General features: G+C 69.2%; 16 protein-coding genes. 6 read left to right on the forward strand and 10 right to left on the reverse strand.

The annotated features are described in order from the left end of the window. Positions 1 to 144: 144 nt before the first annotated feature. From ACFW9O_RS16320 to coxB, 3 genes are read right to left on the reverse strand one after another with little or no spacing between them, the layout of a single operon-like run. Complete coding sequence (locus ACFW9O_RS16320; RefSeq protein ID WP_384609790.1) at positions 145 to 543, reverse strand: cytochrome c oxidase subunit 4; 399 nt, start codon at positions 541 to 543, stop codon at positions 145 to 147. Then, positions 540 to 2,276 carry a cytochrome c oxidase subunit I gene (gene ctaD, locus ACFW9O_RS16325; RefSeq protein WP_384609793.1) on the reverse strand — a complete coding sequence of 579 codons (1,737 nt, stop codon included), beginning with the start codon at positions 2,274 to 2,276 and terminating at the stop codon, positions 540 to 542. The genes ACFW9O_RS16320 and ctaD overlap by 4 nt, the downstream gene beginning before the upstream one ends. Beyond that, positions 2,273 to 3,241, reverse strand: coding sequence for a cytochrome c oxidase subunit II (gene coxB, locus ACFW9O_RS16330; protein ID WP_351181630.1), 969 nt, complete (start codon positions 3,239 to 3,241; stop codon positions 2,273 to 2,275). The genes ctaD and coxB overlap by 4 nt, the downstream gene beginning before the upstream one ends. A 271-nt stretch (positions 3,242 to 3,512) precedes the next feature. Here coxB and ACFW9O_RS16335 point away from each other — a divergent pair, with 271 nt between their 5' ends. Further along, positions 3,513 to 4,895 carry a cysteine desulfurase/sulfurtransferase TusA family protein gene (locus ACFW9O_RS16335; RefSeq protein WP_384609796.1) on the forward strand — a complete coding sequence of 461 codons (1,383 nt, stop codon included), beginning with the start codon at positions 3,513 to 3,515 and terminating at the stop codon, positions 4,893 to 4,895. A 7-nt stretch (positions 4,896 to 4,902) separates the two neighbouring features. Here the strand turns inward: ACFW9O_RS16335 and ACFW9O_RS16340 are convergent, their stop codons facing one another. After that, positions 4,903 to 5,877, reverse strand: coding sequence for a carbohydrate kinase family protein (locus tag ACFW9O_RS16340; RefSeq protein WP_384609799.1), 975 nt, complete (start codon positions 5,875 to 5,877; stop codon positions 4,903 to 4,905). A gap of 160 nt (positions 5,878 to 6,037) precedes the next feature. Between ACFW9O_RS16340 and ACFW9O_RS16345 the strand changes: the two genes are divergently transcribed. Both ACFW9O_RS16345 and ACFW9O_RS16350 read left to right on the forward strand, forming a co-directional pair. Continuing rightward, positions 6,038 to 6,235, forward strand: coding sequence for a hypothetical protein (locus ACFW9O_RS16345; RefSeq protein WP_351181621.1), 198 nt, complete (start codon positions 6,038 to 6,040; stop codon positions 6,233 to 6,235). A gap of 140 nt (positions 6,236 to 6,375) precedes the next feature. Continuing rightward, positions 6,376 to 7,845 carry a hypothetical protein gene (locus ACFW9O_RS16350; RefSeq protein WP_384609802.1) on the forward strand — a complete coding sequence of 490 codons (1,470 nt, stop codon included), beginning with the start codon at positions 6,376 to 6,378 and terminating at the stop codon, positions 7,843 to 7,845. Between the two features lie 71 nt (positions 7,846 to 7,916). On the opposite strand, the gene ACFW9O_RS16355 is transcribed toward ACFW9O_RS16350, so the two are convergent. Then, a complete protein-coding gene (locus tag ACFW9O_RS16355; protein WP_056784314.1) occupies positions 7,917 to 8,273 on the reverse strand; it encodes an iron-sulfur cluster assembly accessory protein in 357 nt (118 codons plus the stop codon). A gap of 230 nt (positions 8,274 to 8,503) precedes the next feature. Between ACFW9O_RS16355 and nadA the strand changes: the two genes are divergently transcribed. Beyond that, positions 8,504 to 9,691: a quinolinate synthase NadA gene (nadA, locus tag ACFW9O_RS16360; protein ID WP_351173656.1), complete on the forward strand. Its 1,188-nt coding sequence runs from the start codon at positions 8,504 to 8,506 to the stop codon at positions 9,689 to 9,691. 139 nt (positions 9,692 to 9,830) lie between these two features. Here the strand turns inward: nadA and ACFW9O_RS16365 are convergent, their stop codons facing one another. From ACFW9O_RS16365 to ACFW9O_RS16385, 5 genes are all read right to left on the reverse strand, one after another. Continuing rightward, a complete protein-coding gene (locus ACFW9O_RS16365) occupies positions 9,831 to 12,986 on the reverse strand; it encodes an efflux RND transporter permease subunit (protein ID WP_384609806.1) in 3,156 nt (1,051 codons plus the stop codon). 176 nt (positions 12,987 to 13,162) lie between these two features. Then, the gene (locus ACFW9O_RS16370; RefSeq protein WP_384609809.1) at positions 13,163 to 13,855 is read right to left on the reverse strand and encodes a response regulator; all 693 of its coding nucleotides are present in this window, start codon (positions 13,853 to 13,855) and stop codon (positions 13,163 to 13,165) included. Next, positions 13,852 to 15,138 (reverse strand): histidine kinase, encoded by a 1,287-nt coding sequence (locus ACFW9O_RS16375; RefSeq protein ID WP_384609812.1) that lies wholly within the window; start codon positions 15,136 to 15,138, stop codon positions 13,852 to 13,854. Before ACFW9O_RS16375 ends, ACFW9O_RS16370 begins: the two co-directional genes overlap by 4 nt. Positions 15,139 to 15,343: 205 nt before the next feature. Continuing rightward, entirely contained in the window at positions 15,344 to 15,622 is a 279-nt protein-coding gene (locus tag ACFW9O_RS16380; RefSeq protein WP_383173433.1) for a hypothetical protein, read from the reverse strand. Between the two features lie 10 nt (positions 15,623 to 15,632). Further along, positions 15,633 to 16,406 (reverse strand): PspA/IM30 family protein, encoded by a 774-nt coding sequence (locus ACFW9O_RS16385; RefSeq protein WP_384609816.1) that lies wholly within the window; start codon positions 16,404 to 16,406, stop codon positions 15,633 to 15,635. A 296-nt stretch (positions 16,407 to 16,702) separates the two neighbouring features. On the opposite strand from ACFW9O_RS16385, the gene ACFW9O_RS16390 reads away from it, so the two are divergent. Next, entirely contained in the window at positions 16,703 to 17,302 is a 600-nt protein-coding gene (locus ACFW9O_RS16390) for a DUF3043 domain-containing protein (protein WP_351173638.1), read from the forward strand. A 59-nt stretch (positions 17,303 to 17,361) separates the two neighbouring features. Beyond that, entirely contained in the window at positions 17,362 to 18,096 is a 735-nt protein-coding gene (locus ACFW9O_RS16395) for a class I SAM-dependent methyltransferase (RefSeq protein WP_384610394.1), read from the forward strand. Positions 18,097 to 18,157 lie beyond the last annotated feature (61 nt).

Raw genomic sequence — 18,157 nt, forward strand, 5'->3', positions numbered from 1 at the left:
CGGGGTTTTTGTCAAATCACAACACTACAACCATATAAACACACAGCACGTTGTAGGGCCGCTCAATGGGGCGCCCCCCCCCCATCATCACTGAGCGGGGCGGGCCCCCGTAAGGGTGTAACGGGTCCTACGGTCGGCGCGGTCTCACTGGGTGCGGTTCTCACCGCGGTAGTACTCGAAGACCCAGCCGAAGAGGCCGATCAGCAGCAGCGGGGCCGAGAAGTAGGCCAGCCACCAGCCGAAGACGACGCCCAGGAAGAGCAGGGCGCCACCGACGGCCAGGGAGAGCGGCTGCCAGCTGTGCGGGGAGAAGAAGCCCACTTCACCGGCTTCGTCCGCGACATCGGCTTCCTTGTTGTCCTGGGCCATCTTGTCGACCCTGTTGGCCGTGAAGGCCAGATAGAAGCCGATCATGACGGTCAGTCCGAAGGACAGGACGAGCGCGGTGGTACCCACCGGCTCCTTGGACCAGACGCCGTACGTGATGGCCATGGCCAGCATGAAGACGCTCAGCCAGATGAACAGCTTGCCCTGGATCTTCACTTGCCGGCCTCCTTGCCGCCGACGAGGACCTTGTCACCGTCGGAGTGGTGCTCCAGCAGCTCGAGTGCCGCGATCTCCGGGTGGTGCAGGTCGAACGCCGGGGATTCGGAACGGATCCGCGGCAGCGTGAGGAAGTTGTGCCGCGGCGGCGGGCAGGACGTCGCCCATTCGAGCGAACGGCCGTAGCCCCACGGGTCGTCGACCTCGACCTTCTTGCCGTACTTGGCGGTCTTCCACACGTTGTAGAAGAACGGCAGCATCGACAGGCCGAGCACGAAGGAGGAGATCGTCGAGATCGTGTTCAGCGCGGTGAAGCCGTCCGCCGCGAGGTAGTCCGCGTAACGACGGGGCATACCTTCCGCGCCGAGCCAGTGCTGCACCAGGAACGTGCCGTGGAAGCCCACGAACAGCGTCCAGAAGGTCATCTTCCCGAGTCGCTCGTCCAGCATCTTGCCGGTGAACTTCGGCCACCAGAAGTGGAATCCGGCGAACATCGCGAAGACCACGGTGCCGAAGACGACGTAGTGGAAGTGCGCCACCACGAAGTACGAGTCGGAGACGTGGAAGTCCAGGGGCGGCGACGCCAGGATCACGCCGGTCAGACCACCGAAGGCGAAGGTGATCAGGAAGCCGACGGACCAGAGCATCGGTGTCTCGAAGGACAACGACCCCTTCCACATCGTGCCGATCCAGTTGAAGAACTTCACACCGGTCGGTACCGCGATGAGGAATGTCATGAAGGAGAAGAACGGCAGGAGTACGCCGCCCGTCACGTACATGTGGTGCGCCCACACCGTCACCGAGAGGCCCGCGATGGAGATGGTCGCCGCGATGAGACCGATGTAGCCGAACATCGGCTTCCGGCTGAAGACCGGAATGATCTCGGAGACGATTCCGAAGAATGGCAAAGCGATGATGTACACCTCTGGATGGCCGAAGAACCAGAAGAGGTGTTGCCAGAGCAATGCTCCGCCATTGGCCGAGTCGAAGATATGCGCACCGAATTTACGGTCCACCTCCAGCGCGAAGAGCGCGGCGGCCAGGACCGGGAAGGCCAGCAGGACCAGAACACCGGTCAGCAGGACGTTCCAGGTGAAGATCGGCATGCGGAACATCGTCATGCCGGGGGCGCGCATGCAGATGATCGTGGTGATGAAGTTGACCGAGCCGAGGATCGTGCCGAAGCCGGAGAAGGCCAGACCCATGATCCACATATCGGCACCGACACCCGGCGAGCGGACGGCGTCCGAGAGCGGGGAGTAGGCGAACCAGCCGAAGTCGGCCGCACCCTGCGGGGTGAGGAAGCCGGCCACGGCGATGATCGAGCCGAAGAGGTAGAGCCAGTACGCGAACATGTTCAGCCGCGGGAACGCCACATCGGGCGCGCCGATCTGCAGCGGCATGATCCAGTTCGCGAACCCGGCGAACAGCGGCGTCGCGAACATCAGCAGCATGATCGTGCCGTGCATCGTGAACGCCTGGTTGAACTGCTCGTTCGACATGATCTGCGTACCCGGCCTGGCCAGCTCGGCGCGCATGAAGAGCGCCAGGAGGCCACCGATGACGAAGAAGGCGAACGACGTGATCAGGTACATCGTGCCGATGGTCTTGTGGTCAGTGGTGGTCATCCACTTGACGACGACACTCCCCGGCTGCTTGCGCCGTACCGGCAGCTCGTCCTCGAACGAGTCGTCTGCTGCCGCGGCACCCTGGGATTCATTGAGGATGCTCACAGTTTGTTCGTCTCCGCATTCCTGGCCGGGTCCGTCTGCTCGATGCCTGCCGGCACGTAGCCCGTCTGACCCTTCTCCGCCAGCTCCTTGAGGTGCTGCTGGTAACGCTCCGGAGAGACGATCTTGACGTTGAAGAGCATCCGGGAGTGGTCGACGCCGCAGAGCTCGGCGCACTTGCCCATGTAGGTGCCCTCCTTGTTCGGAGTCACCTCGAAGGAGTTCGTGTGGCCCGGAATGACGTCCTGCTTCATGAGGAACGGCACCACCCAGAAGGAGTGGATGACGTCACGCGAAGTCAGAACGAAGCGGACCTTCTCGCCCTTCGGCAGCCACAGGGTCGGACCCGGGTTGCCGTTCTGCGGGTTCCTCGTACCGGGGATGCCCACGTCGTAGACGCCGCCGGCGTCCGCGGGGAAGTCCTTGCGGTACTTGTCGGGGATGGCGTCGAGTTCCTTCGGGATCTCGCCGTCGGTGGAGGGCGAGCCCTCCACGTTCTCGATGTAGTTGAAGCCCCAGCTCCACTGGTAGCCGACCACGTTGATGGTGTGGGCGGGCTTCGGTGTGAGCTCGAGGAGCTTCGATTCATCGCGTGCGGTGAAGTAGAAGAACACCGAGACGATGATGAGGGGTACCACTGTGTACAACGCCTCGATGGGCATGTTGTACCTGGTCTGCTGAGGTACCTCCACCTTGGTCCGGCTACGCCGGTGGAAGATGACACTCCAGATGATCAGCCCCCAGACAAGGACACCCGTGGCGAGCGCTGCCGCCCACGAGCCCTGCCAGAGGGACAGGATGATCGGGGCCTCTTCCGTTACCGGGGTGGGCATACCGAGGCGTGGGAAATCCTCCCAGTTGTATGAACAACCGGAGGCCGTCGCCAGGACCAGGCCCGCAGTCAGCACCTGCGGCAGCTTCCGCCGCATCGGGCGCCGCGACAAGCGGTCGGAGCCGTTGGGACTCACGTAGCGCCTTCCCGAGAGTCTCGCCCGCACGGTCGGCGCGCCCGTCTCACTTGGTCGGTCGCCGGCCCTGACGCGGGCAGGGGTTTGGATGTTTATGCGGACCAAACCCTACTGGACGCTATTTGGGGTCGCGCGGGGAGGGTGCCCAACGCGCCGCCCGACTCCCCGAAGGGGTGGAATCCGGCCCTCCGGCGGTCATCTGACGCCCCCTCTCCCGGCTCGGACGGCGGCCCGCCCCCAGGTGGGCGCCGGTGCGGGCTAGCGTGGCGGTGTGTCCTACTTCGATACCGCCTCCTCCGCCCCCCTGCACCCCGTCGCCCGCCAGGCGCTGCTTGCCTCGCTGGACGAGGGCTGGGCCGATCCCGCCCGCCTGTACCGCGAGGGGCGGCGGGCCGGACTGTTGCTGGACGCGGCCCGGGAGGCAGCGGCGGAGGCGGTCGGATGCCGGCCGGACGAGCTCGTCTTCACCTCCTCGGGGACCCGGGCGGTGCACACCGGGGTGGCCGGGGCCCTCCACGGACGTCGGCGTGTCGGCCGCCATCTGGTGGTCTCCGCAGTCGAACACTCGTCGGTGCTGCACTCGGCCGCGGCGCTGGAGGCGGCGGGCGGGTCGTTCACCGAGGTGGCGGTGGACCGGGCCGGTGCGGTGGATCCTTCGGCGTACGGCCGGGCGCTGCGGGCGGACACGGCGCTGGCCTGCCTGCAGTCGGCCAACCATGAGGTGGGGACCGTACAGCCGGTGGCCGAGACCGCCGAGGTCTGCGCCGCCGCGGGCGTGCCCCTGCTGGTGGACGCCGCGCAGTCCCTGGGGTGGGGGCCGGTGCCCGGAGGCTGGTCCCTGCTGACCGCCAGCGCCCACAAGTGGGGCGGACCCGCGGGGGTCGGCCTGCTCGCCGTCCGCAAGGGGGTCCGGTTCGCCCCCCAAGGCGCCGCCGACGAACGGGAGTCGGGGCGCGCCGCGGGCTTCGAGAACATCCCGGCGATCGTGGCCGCGGCGGCCTCACTGCGCGCGGTGCGCGCCGAGGCGGCGGCGGAGTCCGTACGGCTGCGCGCCCTGGTGGACCGTATCCGCACCACGGTGGCCCGCGTGGTGCCCGATGTGGAGGTGGTCGGCGATCCGGTGCGGCGGCTGCCGCACCTGGTGACGTTCTCCTGTCTCTATGTCGACGGAGAGACTCTGCTGCACGAGCTGGACCGGGCGGAATTCTCTGTTTCATCCGGTTCGTCCTGCACGAGCAGCACGCTGACTCCCAGCCATGTCCTCAAGGCCATGGGCGTGCTCACGGAGGGGAACATCCGCGTGTCGCTCCCCGCCGGGACCACCGACGCGGAGGTCGACCGTTTCCTCGAGGTGCTTCCCGGGCTGGTGGCGGGGGTACGGGAGAAGCTCGGGGCTCCCGTCGCGGCGGCCCCCTCCCCCGCCCCGCGCGCCTCGCTCGTCGTCGACGCGCTCGGCAGGCGCTGCCCGATCCCGGTGATTGAACTCGCAAAGGTGATCGGAGAGGTACCCGTGGGCGGCACGGTGACGGTCCTCGCCGACGACGAGGCCGCCCGGCTCGACATTCCCGCCTGGTGCGAGATGCGCGGGCAGGAGTACGTGGGCGAGGAGCCGGCGGACCGGGGTTCGGCCTTCGTGGTCCGCCGGCTCCTGTGAGCCCGTCCTAGGAGAGGTGCGCCCGGACCTCGGTGGCGGCCTCGTCGCCGTACGCCTTGGTGAAGCGGTCCATGAAGTGGGTGCGGCGCAGGGTGTACTCCTGGGTGCCGACCGTCTCGATGACCAGGGTCGCGAGCATGCAGCCGACCTGGGCGGCACGCTCCAGGCCCACGCCCCACGCGAGGCCGGAGAGGAATCCGGCCCGGAAGGCGTCGCCGACGCCGGTGGGGTCGGCCTTCCGCTCCTCCTCGGCGCAGCCGACCTCGATCGGGTCCTGACCGGCCCGCTCGATGCGGACGCCGCGGGCGCCGAGGGTGGTGACGCGGTGGCCGACCCGGGAGAGGATCTCCTCGTCGCTCCAGCCGGTCTTGGACTCGATGAGCCCCTTCTCGTACTCGTTGGAGAAGAGGTACGTGGCGCCGTCGAGGAGGATCCGGATGTCGTCGCCGTCCATCCGGGCGATCTGCTGCGAGAAGTCCGCGGCGAACGGAATGCTCCGCGAGCGGCACTCCTCCGTGTGGCGGAGCATCGCCTCGGGGTCGTCGGCCCCGATGGAGACGAGGTCGAGGCCGCCGACGCGGTCGGCGACGCTCTTCAGCTCGATCAGCCGCGCCTCGCTCATCGCGCCGGTGTAGAAGGAGCCGATCTGGTTGTGGTCGGCGTCCGTCGTGCAGACGAAGCGGGCCGTGTGCAGGACCTCGGAGATCCGGACCGAGTCGGTGTCGACGCCGTGCCGGTCGAGCCAGGCGCGGTACTCGTCGAAGTCGGCCCCGGCGGCGCCGACCAGGATCGGCCGGGCGCCCAGCATGCCCATGCCGAAGGCGATGTTGGCGCCGACACCTCCGCGGCGCACGTCGAGGTTGTCGACCAGGAAGGAGAGCGAGACCGTGTGCAGCTGGTCCGCGACGAGCTGGTCGGCGAATCGGCCGGGGAAGGTCATCAGGTGGTCGGTGGCGATGGAGCCGGTGACTGCAATGCGCACGGGGAGGCTGCTCCTGCGGAAGGGCGAAGGGAACGCGTGAGCGCGCCCTCCGGGACGGCGTGACAGTTCACGCTACCCGGTGGCACCACCGGACCCGAAGGGGAAAACTACCCGATAGTAGGTCTTTCTACCTGAGCTCCACCGTGCGTACGGTGCGGATATGTCGAACAACATCGTTTCGCGTGAGTCCGAGATGAGCCTGGCCGAGCTGCGGGGTGACTGCGCGCGGATGGCGCCCCACTGGGTCGTACCCGTGAAGACTGCCACCGATCCGGTGACACCCTCCCTGATTCACGGGGTCACGGTGCCGCCGTCCTCGGCCCGCCTCATCGACGCCATGTCCGAGTACGGGGACTGACCGGGGCACGTGTCCGGTAGGGGCGGCTCCCCCGCGCACCGCGGTGGAACCGCACGCTCCCCTGCTCCGTCCCACCGTTGTCCCCACTCGGGGGACAGGCGTTGAGCCAGTGGCGGCCATGCAGGCGAAGGAGCGATCCGGTGAGCACCGAGAAACCCGAGAATGATGTGACCGGCCCCCGGCGGCGGCGTTCACCGCTCGCGGTGGCCTCGGTGGCGGCGGCCGTGCTGATCGCCGGCGGCGGCGGTGCGTACTGGGCCTCGACCGCCGCGGACGGCGGCGGGGACGCGAGCAGCCCTGCCGCCGGCGACGGCTCTCCGCCCCTGCTCTCCCTGGACACGGCGGCGGACAGCCCCTCGGCGCCTCCGGAGGGCATCGCGCCGGGCGAGCCGGATCCGCATGGCAGCGGAACCGTCTACCGCGCCTCGGGAGACCTGCCCGACGGCCCCGGCAAGGCCGCCGTCCACCGCGCGACGGGGACGGTGACCTCGGCCGAGGTGGCGCGCCTCGCGAAGGCCCTCGGGGTGCAGGGAACACCGCGTGCCGAAGGCACCTCCTGGAAGGTGGGCGTCGACGGGGACGGGTCGGGACCGATCCTGCGGGTGACCAAGCAGGCTCCGGGCACCTGGACCTTCGCCCGGTACGGCTCCGGCGGCCCTGACGCGTGCGAGTCGACCACGGTCTGCTCGAAGGACACGGCACCGGGGCCCGGCACCGGCTCGCCGGTGAGCGAGAAGGCCGCCAAGGCCGCGGCTGTTCCGGTGCTCAAGGCCGTGGGGCAGGACGATGCCGCACTCGACGCGCGCCAGGTGATGGGCTCCGTACGGGTGGTGAACGCCGATCCGGTGGTCGGCGGGCTGCCGACCTACGGCTGGTCCACCGGGATCCAGGTGGGCGCCGGGGGTGAGGTGGTCGGCGGCAGCGGGCAGGTGAAGGGCCTGGCGAAGGGCGATACCTACCCGGTGATCGGTGCGGACGAGGCGCTGAAGCAGCTGAACGCGGAGAGCCCGCAGAACACGAAGCCGTCCGTCGGCGGCTGCGCGACACCCGTACCGCTGGAGGGCGACCTGTCCTCGCCGAAGACCGGCTGCGCTTCGCGGAGCGGGGCGCCGGTGACCACCACCATGACGGTCGACAAGGCCGTGCTGGGACTCGCGGCGCGGTACGTGGACGGGGAGCAGACGCTCGTCCCGTCGTGGGTCTTCTCCGTACGGCCCGAAGGGGGCGGCCCGGAAAGCACCGTCACCCAGGTGGCCGTGGACCCGGACTACCTGGCGAAGAAGAGCGGCACGGAGCCGGCGCCCGAGCCCACGAAGGACCCGGGGACGGACCCGGGTGACGCGACCGGCAGCGGGCGCCAGATCATCTCGTACAGCGCCGACGGGCGGAAGCTGGACGTGACGTTCTGGGGCGGCGTGTGCAGCACGTACGCGGCACATGCCAAGGAGAGCGGGTCCACTGTCCGGGTGACGGTCACGGAGTCGAAGCCGGAGCCCGGTAAGGCCTGCATCATGATCGCCAAGGAACTGACCCGGACGGTGACGCTGGACGCACCGCTCGACGGCCGGAAGGTGCTCGACGCGTCGGGCGCGACGGTGCCGCGCGGCTGAAGCCGCACCGCACGCGCACGACAGCGGCGGCGCTCCCGGGGCCCGGGAGCGCCGCCGCTGTCGTATCAGGCTTAGCTGAAGGAGTCACCGCAGGCACAGGAGCCGGTGGCGTTCGGGTTGTCGATCGTGAAGCCCTGCTTCTCGATCGTGTCCACGAAGTCGACCGAGGCGCCGCCCAGGTACGGGGCGCTCATCCGGTCGGTGACAACCTTGACGCCGCCGAAGTCCTTCACGACGTCCCCGTCGAGCGAGCGCTCGTCGAAGAAGAGCTGGTAGCGCAGGCCGGAGCAACCTCCGGGCTGAACGGCGACGCGCAGAGCGAGGTCGTCACGGCCCTCCTGCTCCAGCAGGGTCCTGACCTTGTCTGCGGCGGCGTCGGACAGGAGGATGCCGTCGCTCACGGTGGTGGTCTCGTCCGATACGGACATCTGCTTCTCTCCCGGGTTGTACGGAGTGCTTGCCGACGGTCCAACCATCGGGGCCTCGGATTCATTCCGGGCCGGGCGCTTGTCTGTTCCCTTCATGCTCGCACACCGCACCCTCGGCGGGATGCGTCACATCGACGCTATCGGCATCGTCAATCTGACGTGAGCCGGTTATGATAGATAGCGTCAATTAGACGAAAAGGCTTGTTCGCAGAGTTCGCAGAAAAGAAAGGGTGCGTGTCGTGACCACCGCCCAGCCCCTGGATGTCCAGCCGACACCCCTCGCCCTGCTGCTGCTCGGCCGCGAGGCCGACCCGAGGAGTGAGCGCGGCGTCGAATGCCCCGGCGACCTGCCCTCCCCGTCCGACCCGGACCTCGTGGAGCGTGCTCGCGCAGCCAAGGAGAAGCTCGGGGACAAGGTCTTCGTCCTCGGACACCACTACCAGCGCGACGAGGTCATCCAGTTCGCGGACGTCACCGGCGACTCGTTCAAGCTCGCCCGGGACGCGGCGGCGCGGCCCGAGGCGGAGTACATCGTCTTCTGCGGCGTGCACTTCATGGCGGAGTCCGCGGACATCCTGACCGGTGACGACCAGAAGGTCGTCCTGCCGGACCTGGCCGCGGGCTGCTCGATGGCCGACATGGCCACCGCGGAGCAGGTCGCCGAGTGCTGGGACGTGCTGACGGAGGCGGGCGTGGCCGACCGGGTCGTGCCGGTCTCGTACATGAACTCCTCCGCCGACATCAAGGCCTTCACCGGTCGGCACGGCGGGACGATCTGCACCTCGTCCAACGCGAAGCGGGCGCTCGAGTGGGCCTTCGAGCAGGGTGAGAAGGTGCTCTTCCTGCCGGACCAGCACCTGGGGCGCAACACGGCCGTGCGGGATATGGGGATGACCCTGGAGGACTGCGTCCTCTACAACCCGCACAAGCCGAACGGCGGCCTCACCGCCGAGGAGCTGCGGAACGCGAAGATGATCCTGTGGCGCGGGCACTGCTCGGTGCACGGCCGCTTCTCGGTGGAGTCCGTCAACGACGTGCGGGAGCGGATCCCGGGTGTCAACGTGCTGGTCCACCCGGAGTGCAAGAACGAGGTCGTGGCGGCCGCGGACTACGTGGGCTCGACGGAGTACATCATCAAGGCCCTGGAGGCGGCCCCGGCCGGTTCGAAGTGGGCCATCGGTACGGAGCTGAACCTGGTGCGCCGCCTGGCGAACCGTTTCGCCGCGGAGGACAAGGAAATCGTCTTCCTCGACAAGACGGTGTGCTTCTGCTCGACGATGAACCGGATCGACCTGCCGCACCTGGTGTGGACGCTGGAGTCGCTGGCCGAGGGGAACCTCGTCAACCGGATCCAGGTCGACCCGGAGACGGAGAAGTACGCGAAGCTGGCGCTGGAGCGGATGCTGGCGCTGCCGTAGGGGGTGGCGGGGGCGGACCCGGCCGCGGCGGGAGCGCCTGCCGACCCGGCCGTGGCCGTTCCCACGCATCACCCGAAGGGGAAGGCCCCCGATGCCGTTGTACGGCGTCGGGGGCCTTCCTGTGTCGCTACGAGGGCCGTCAGGCCTTCGCGGGCTCCGGCTCGTCGGAGGTGGCTTCCTCCGGCGCCTCGGAGGCGGCGACGCCCGCCTTCGCCTCGCGCTTGGCCGCCTTCTTCTTGGCGCGGCGCTCCTTGCGGAGCTCGACCATCGCGTACAGCGTCGGCACCAGGAGCAGCGTCAGCAGCGTGGAGGTGATCAGACCGCCGATCACCACGACCGCCAGCGGCTGGGAGATGAACCCGCCCTCGCCGGTGACGCCGAGCGCCATCGGGAGCAGGGCGAAGATCGTCGCCAGTGCCGTCATCAGGATCGGGCGCAGACGGTGGCGGCCACCCTCGACGACTGCCTCGACGACGCCCATTCCCTGCGATCGGTACTGGTTGATCAGGTCGATCAGCACGATCGCGTTCGTCACCACGATGCCGATCAGCATCAGCATGCCGATCATCGCCGGGACGCCCATCGGCGTGCCGGTGATGACGAGGAGGCCGATGGCACCGGTCGCCGCGAACGGGATGGAGACCAGCAGGATCAGCGGCTGGATGAGCGACCGGAAGGTGGCCACCAGCAGCATGAAGACGATCGCGATGGCCGCCAGCATGGCGAGGCCCAGCTTCATGAACGCGTCGTCCTGGTCCTGGGAGACGCCGCCGATGGATGCGGTGGCGCCGTCCGGGAGGTCCAGGGCGTTGATCTTCGTCTGGAGCGAGGCGCTGACCGCGCCCGTGTTGTCGCCGGTCGGCTTGGCGGTGATCGTCGCCGCGCGCTGCCCGTCGATCCGGGTCATCGTGACCGGGCCGGGGACCAGCTTCACGTCGGCGATCCGGCCGAGCTCGACCGGGCCGAGCTTCAGGGCCTTCAGCTCGGCCATGGTGGTGGCCGGGCTGGACGACTTCACGATGACGTCACGCTCGGTGTCGTCCATGATCGCCTTGCCGGACGGGGTGCCGCGCACCGCTCCGGCGACCGCCGCGCCGAGCGTGGCCTCGCTGAATCCGGCGTCCGCGGCCTTGTCGTTGGCCTTGACCGAGATGCGCGGAACGCTCTGCGCCAGGTCGCTCTGGACGTCGGTGACGTCGTCGAGCTTCGCGACCTCGGTCCGCACCGCTTCGGAGGCCTTCTTCAGGATGTCCGCGTCCGCGGCCTTCACCACGACGCTCAGGTCCTGGCTGCCGAAGCCGTCACCCGCGGCGATCGTCGTGTCGCCGATGCCGTCGAGCTTGCCGAGGGCCTCGTCGATCCGGTCCTGGGTCGCGTCGAAGTCCGCCGAGCTCTTCAGGGTGACCTGGTAGGAGGCCTGGTTGGCTCCCGTACCGCCGCCGAAGGCCGCCATGAAGCCGGAGGAGCCGACGGTGACCTGGTAGTCCTTGACGCCCTCGTCGGCCGCGAGGACCTTCTCGACCTTCTGCGCCGCGGCGTCGGCCGCCTCCAGGCTGGTGCCGGGGGTCAGCTCCTGCTTGATGGAGAGGACCTCCTGCTCACCCTGGTCGAAGAAGTTGGTCTTCAGCAGGGGCGCCATGCCGAAGGTGCCGAACAGCACGACGAAGGCGATGAGGATGCTGGTGATACGGCGCCGTGTCGCGAAGCGCAGCACGGGGACGTAGAGCCGCTGGAGCCGGCTCGCGGCTTCCTTCTCCTCGGCCTTGCGGCGCGCCTCGTCCGGGTTCTCGGCGGTGCCCTTGGGGGCGCGCAGGAACCAGTACGAGAGGACCGGGACCACGGTCAGCGAGACCAGCAGGGAGGCCAGCAGGGCCGCGGTGACGGTCAGGGAGAACGAGCCGAAGAGCTGGCCCACCATGCCGCCCACCAGACCGATGGGCAGGAAGACCGCGACGGTGGTGAGCGTGGAGGAAGTAACAGCGCCAGCCACTTCCTTGACCGCGGTGATGATCGCCGAATGGCGCTCCTCGCCGTAGCCGAGGTGCCGCTTGATGTTCTCCAGGACCACGATCGAGTCGTCGACGACCCGGCCGATCGCGATCGTGAGGGCGCCGAGCGTGAGCATGTTCAGCGAGAGGTCGCGGGTCCAGAGCACGATCAGTGCGAGGACCACGGACAGCGGGATGGAGACCGCGGTGACCAGGGTCGAGCGAATCGACGCGAGGAAGACCAGGATCACGATGACCGCGAAGAGCAGTCCGAGCGCGCCCTCGGTGGTCAGGCCGGAGATCGCCTTGGAGACGGCCGGTCCCTGGTCCGAGACGACGGTCAGCTCCGCGCCGGAACCGAGGTCCTTGCGCAGGTCGGGGAGCTTGTCCTGGACGGCGTCCGAGATGGCGACGGCGCTGCCGTCCTTGTCCATCGTGGCCATCACGGCGAGGCTCGGCTTGCCGTTCGTACGGGTGATGGAGACCGCGGTGGAGGGCTCCTGCTTCACCGTGGCGATGTCGCCGACGCGGACCGGCTTCCCGGACTTGCCGGTGGCGGGATTCTGGGCGGAGACCTTCAGGTCCTCGATCTGCTTCAGCGAGGTGAAGGAGCCGCCGACCTGGATGGTGCGGCTCTTGCCCGCCTCGGAGAAGGAACCGGCCGGGACCGTGGCGCCGCCGGCCTGGAGGGCCTGGGCCAGCGAGCCGGCGTTCAGACCGGCGGCGGCGAGCTTCCTGTCGTCGGGGACGACGGAGACCTGGAGTTCCTGGACGCCGTCGACCGCGACCTGGCCGACGCCGTCGATGTCCTCGAGGGCCGGGACGACCGTGCGGTCCAGCTGGTCGGCGAGCGCCTGCTGGTCCTTGTCGGACGTGACGGCGAGGACGACGGTCGGGATGTCGTCCGTCGAACCGGCGATGACCTGCGGGTCGACGTCCTCGGGCAGCTGGATGCGGGCGCGGTTCACGGCCTGCTGGATGTCCGCGACGAGCTGCTTGGTGCCTTCGTCACCGAAGTCGAAGCTCGCCATGATGACGGCGTTGCCCTCGCTGGCGGTCGAGGTGATGCCCTCGACGCCGTCGACGGCCTTGATGGCGTTCTCGAGCGGTTCTACGACCTGCTTCTCGACCACATCGGGGGACGCACCCTGGTAGGGGGCCAGCACCGACACCATCGGGAGTTCGATGGTGGGCAGCAGCTGCTGCTTGAGCTGCGGGATCGCGATCGCTCCGAAAACGAGCGCGACGATCGAGATCAGCCCGATAAGGGCCCGTTGCGCGAGGCTGAATCTGGACAGCCAGGACATGGGTGGGTCTCTCTTCTGTGGCTTACGCGGCAGATGGGCGGCTGCTCAGGGAGCAGAAAGGGGGACACAGCCCGCCCGTCTATACGATCGCCGATCCCGGGGACGGATTCGTCGCCCCCCGGGTTGCATTCTTATGCCGCGCATACCGCAGGTGGAGTACGCCGGATCTCCACCCGTCAGTCCGCCCTGGGACGCACCAGGCCCGATTCGTACGCAATAACAACCAGTTGGGCCCGGTCCCGGGCGCTCAGCTTCGCCATGGCCCTGTTCACATGGGTCTTCACCGTGAGCGGGCTGACCGCGAGCCGCTCGGCGATCTCGTCGTTGGAGTGCCCGCCCGCGACCAGGACGAGCACCTCGCGCTCCCGCACCGTGAGCGCGCCGAGCCGCTCGGCGTACGCCGCGGCGTCCGGGCCCTCGCCCGCGCTGCCACCCTGGGCGAGGAACGTGGCGATGAGCCCCTTGGTCGCGGCCGGGGAGAGCAGCGCCTCCCCTGCGGCGGCGATGCGGATGGCGTTGAGCAGCTCGTCCGGTTCGGCGCCCTTGCCGAGAAAGCCGGACGCACCGGCGCGCAGGGACTGCACCACGTACTCGTCCACCTCGAAGGTGGTCAGCATGACGACCCGTACACCCGCGAGATCCGGATCGGCGCTGATCATCCGGGTGGCGGCGAGCCCGTCGGTGCCGGGCATCCGGATGTCCATCAGCACCACATCGGCGCGGGTCGAGCGGGCCAGTTCGACCGCCTGGGCGCCGTCCGCGGCCTCACCGACGACCTGCATGTCGGGCTCCGAGTCGACCAGCACCCGGAACGCGCTGCGCAGCAGCGCCTGGTCGTCGGCGAGCAGCACCTTGATCGGTGTCGTCATGGGCGTCCCCCCGTGCTGTCCGCCGTGCCCGGCCTCTCCGGCTCACCCGTGCGCGTCATGACGGGCAGGATCGCATGGACGCGGAATCCGCCGCCGTAACGGGGGCCCGCGGTGAGGGTTCCGCCGAGCGCGGTGACGCGTTCGCGCATGCCGATGAGGCCGTGGCCGCCGCCGTCGCGCTCCCCGTACGGGTCCGTTCCGTCGTCCCCGGTCCCCGGCACGCCCCTGCCGTTGTCCAGCACGGTGATCTCCGCGGTGCTCCCGACCCGTACGACGCTCACCTCGGCCTTCGCGTCGGCGCCCGCGTGCTTGCGCACGTTGGTGAGCGCCTCCTGGATGACCCGGTACGCCGCGAGGTCGACGGCCGCGGGCAGCGGGCTGTCGCGGTCGGTGCAGGCCACCTCGACGGGGAGTCCGGCGTTGCGGAAGGTGTCGACGAGCTCGCCGAGGACCGCGAGGCCGGGTGCCGGCTCGGTGGGCGCCGCGGGGTCGCCGGACTGGCGCAGCAGCCCGACCGTGGTCCTGAGCTCGCCCAGTGCGGAGCGGCTGGCCTCACGGACGTGGGCGAGCGCTTCCTTGGCCTGGTCCGGGCGCTTGTCCATGACGTGGGCGGCCACTCCGGCCTGGACGTTGACCAGGGCGATGTGGTGGGCGACGACGTCGTGCAGGTCCCGGGCGATCCGCAGCCGCTCCTCGGCGACCCGTCGGCGGGCCTCCTCCTCACGGGTGCGCTCGGCCCGCTCGGCACGTTCCCTGATCGCGTCGATGAACGCGCGTCTGCTGCGGACGGCGTCGCCGGCGGCCGCGGCCATACCGGTCCAGGCGAAGACGCCGAGGTTCTCCTGGCTGTACCAGGGCGTCGAGCCGACCACCATCGCCGCCACGGTCAGCACCGCCATCGTCAGCAGTCCGACCCGCCAGGTGGTGGGGCGGTCGGTGCGGGACGCGACGGTGAAGAGCGCGATGACCGCGCTCATCACCACGGGGGCGGGCGGGTCCATGAGGATGAACTCGGCGGTGGACAGCAGACCGGTCACGGCGAGTACCGCCATGGGGTCGCGCCGCCGCAGTACGAGTGCCCCGGCGCCGAGGACCATGAGGAGCACGCTCGACGGTTCGGGGGTGCGGATGCCGAAGATCGGCCCGTGCCCCGGGTTGGGCTCGGCGAAGGACGCACAGATCATGCAGGCGAGCACGGCCAGGGCAAGCGCCGCGTCGAAGGCCAGGGGATGGCCGCGCAGCCAGCGTCGGGCGCGCACGAACCCGGTTCCGAGGGTGGTCACGTCAAGCTACGGTACGGCGTGTCGCGCACTTTCCCGTCCCTGCCGTGTGCGGATCCGACCACAGAACCGACCCGTATCACTGTGCCCCGCGCCGGTGGGACCGGGCGGGGCACAGTGCGGGAGTGTGGAGTGAAGCGCTCGGGCCCTTCGTCCGGATCGCGCCGGGCCTCGCGGGCCCGGCGTGCCCCGAACGGAAAGCCCCAGGTCAGCCGGGGATCAGCCCGTCGTCGCTGAGCATGGCGCGCACTTCTTCGAGGGTCGCGTCAGGAGACGGCAGGATCAGCTCGGACGGCTCCAGGGAGTCGTCCGGCAGCGGCGAGCCGAGCTCGCGCACCTTGTCGAGGAGCGCGTGGAGGGTGGTGCGAAAGCCGGGGCCGTCGCCGCTCTCCATCTCCGCGAGCAGTACGTCGTCGAGCTTGTTCAGCTCGGCGACATGACTGTCGGCCAGTGCTACCTGGCCCTCCCCCATGATCCGTACGATCATGACGCCGCCCTTACTGCTTGTCGAACTTGTGCGGGGACTGCGGTGCCGAGTCCTGCGCACCGCCTTCGATGGCCTGCTGGGAAGAGGAGGAGCCGCCGGCCAGTTCGGCCTTCATGCGCTGCAGCTCCAGCTCCACATCCGTACCACCGGAGATCCGGTCCAGCTCGGCGGCGATGTCGTCCTTCGCCGTCCCGGTCGGGTCGTCCAGGGCACCGGATGCCAGCAGCTCGTCGATGGCTCCGGCGCGCGCCTGCAGCTGCTGGGTCTTGTCCTCGGCCCGCTGGATCGCGAGGCCGACGTCACCCATCTCCTCCGAGATGCCGGAGAAGGCCTCACCGATCCGGGTCTGTGCCTGGGCCGCGGTGTAGGTGGCCTTGATCGTCTCCTTCTTCGTACGGAAGGCGTCGACCTTGGCCTGCAGCCGCTGGGCCGCGAGAGTGAGCTTCTCCTCCTCACCCTGCAGCGTCTGGTGCTGCGTCTCCAGGTCCGTGACCTGCTGCTGGAGGGCCGCGCGCCGGGACAGCGCCTCGCGGGCCAGGTCCTCGCGGCCGAGCGCGAGCGCCTTGCGGCCCTGGTCCTCCAGCTTCGACGACTGTCCCTGCAGCTGATTCAGCTGCAGCTCCAGCCGCTTGCGCGAGGTCGCCACATCGGCGACGCCGCGGCGTACCTTCTGAAGCAGCTCCAGCTGCTTCTGGTACGAGTAATCGAGGGTCTCGCGCGGATCCTCGGCCCGGTCAAGGGCCTTGTTTGCCTTCGCGCGGAAGATCATTCCCATACGCTTCATGACACCGCTCATGGGCTTCGCGCGCCCCCTTCTGACGGACTGAGCTCCAGCACTCCAACAGAACCCACAGTACGGGCCCTGCCTCTATTACCGCACTGTTCGGGTACGGATGTGCTCCTACCCAAGGACGACTGCCACCTGCGACCACTCCCGCCCAGGGAGTAGAGGAACATCAGGGAAACCGGTGGCGACGTCCGTTCTGCCCCTGTCGGGACACCTTTCAGGACGCAGGCCGTTGCCGGATCGTTCCCGCCCGGTCCTGACTTGCCCCGACCGACCCCGTACCCTTGGGTTTTGTGTTCCGTAGCCGTTCCAAGGAAGAGAAGGCCCCCACCGACAAGGTGACGGCGGACCTCTCCAAGCAGCCCCGCGACCCTCAGGCTCCCAAGGGTCGCCCCACCCCCAAGCGCAACGAGGCCCAGACGCAGCGCCGACGTGCTTCGAGCGGCACGCCGACCGATCGCAAGGAGGCCACAAAGCGAGCGCGCGAAGCGCGCCGCGCGGACCTGGCCAAGCAGCGTGAGGCGCTCGCGTCCGGTGACGAGCGTTATCTCCCCGCACGTGACAAGGGGCCCGTGCGGCGCTTCGTCCGTGACTTCGTGGACTCACGCTTCTGCATCGCGGAGTACTTCCTCCCGCTCGCAGTGGTGATCCTGATCCTCAGCGTGATCCAGATCCAGAACATCCAGAACATCTCGCTGCTGCTCTGGCTCGGCGTGATCGTGCTGATCGTGGTCGACTCCATCGGCCTCGCGTTCCGGCTCAAGAAGCAGCTCGCCGAGCGCTTCCCGGACACACCCAAGCGCGGCGCCGTGGCCTACGGCCTGATGCGTACGCTCCAGATGCGCCGACTGCGGCTTCCGAAGCCGCAGGTCAAGCGGGGAGAGCGGCCCTGAGCACGGAGACCTCCGGATTCACGGGGGTCTCTTCCCAATGGCTGGACGGGCTCGGCGGACTGCGCAACACGGTCCGCCAGGAGCTCGTCGCCCGCCAGCTGGACGAGCAGATAGCCGCGCGCTTCCCCGTGGGGAGGCGGCTGCGGGTGCTCGATGTCGGCATGGGCCAGGGCACACAGGCGCTGCGGCTGGCCCGGGCCGGGCACTCGGTGACCGGTCTCGAGTCCGACGGCGAGATGCTCCGGACCGCCCGGGAGTCCCTCGCCGGCGAGCCCGAGGGCATCCGGGAGCGGGTGCGCCTCATCGAGGGCGACGGCATCGACACCGGGGTCCACTTCCTGCCCGGCAGCTTCGACGTGGTGCTCTGCCACGGCGTCCTGATGTACGTCCCCGAGCCCGATCCGATGCTGGCGGGCCTGGCCCGGATGCTGGCACCCGGCGGGCTCCTCTCGCTGCTCGTGCGGAACGCGGACGCGCTGGCGATGCGGCCCGGGACGGCGGGGGACTTCGGCGGGGCCCTCGCGGCATTCGACACGGATACGTACACCAACCGGCTCGGCCTCCTCGTGCGGGCCGACCGGCTCGACGCCCTGACGTCCACGCTCGCCGGCATCGCCGCGCCGCTGCACGCCTGGTACGGCGTGCGGGTCTTCACCGACAACGTGAGCAACGAGGACGAGCTGCCGGACGCCCAGGAGCTGGAGCGGGTGCTGGCCGCCGAGGACCGGGCGGGGCGGACCGATCCGTACCGCAGGGTGGCGGCGCTGCTGCACCTGTGCGGGGTGCGCGGCTGAGGGCTCTTCCTCGATGAGCTCGGCGGGGCGCCGGTCCGTACCTCTGATCGGCCCATCAGCG

The sequence above is a fragment of the Streptomyces sp. NPDC059499 genome, from assembly GCF_042749285.1.
GTDB lineage: Bacteria > Actinomycetota > Actinomycetes > Streptomycetales > Streptomycetaceae > Streptomyces.

Bases quoted from the DNA above. Each gene is read 5' to 3' on its own strand.
- ACFW9O_RS16345 (WP_351181621.1), top strand. From the start codon at position 6,038: ATGTCGAACAACATCGTTTCGCGTGAGTCCGAGATGAGCCTGGCCGAG.
- ACFW9O_RS16355 (WP_056784314.1), bottom strand. From the start codon at position 8,273: ATGTCCGTATCGGACGAGACCACCACCGTGAGCGACGGCATCCTCCTG.
- ACFW9O_RS16365 (WP_384609806.1), bottom strand. From the start codon at position 12,986: ATGTCCTGGCTGTCCAGATTCAGCCTCGCGCAACGGGCCCTTATCGGG.
- ACFW9O_RS16370 (WP_384609809.1), bottom strand. From the start codon at position 13,855: ATGACGACACCGATCAAGGTGCTGCTCGCCGACGACCAGGCGCTGCTG.
- ACFW9O_RS16380 (WP_383173433.1), bottom strand. From the start codon at position 15,622: ATGATCGTACGGATCATGGGGGAGGGCCAGGTAGCACTGGCCGACAGT.
- ACFW9O_RS16385 (WP_384609816.1), bottom strand. From the start codon at position 16,406: ATGAAGCGTATGGGAATGATCTTCCGCGCGAAGGCAAACAAGGCCCTT.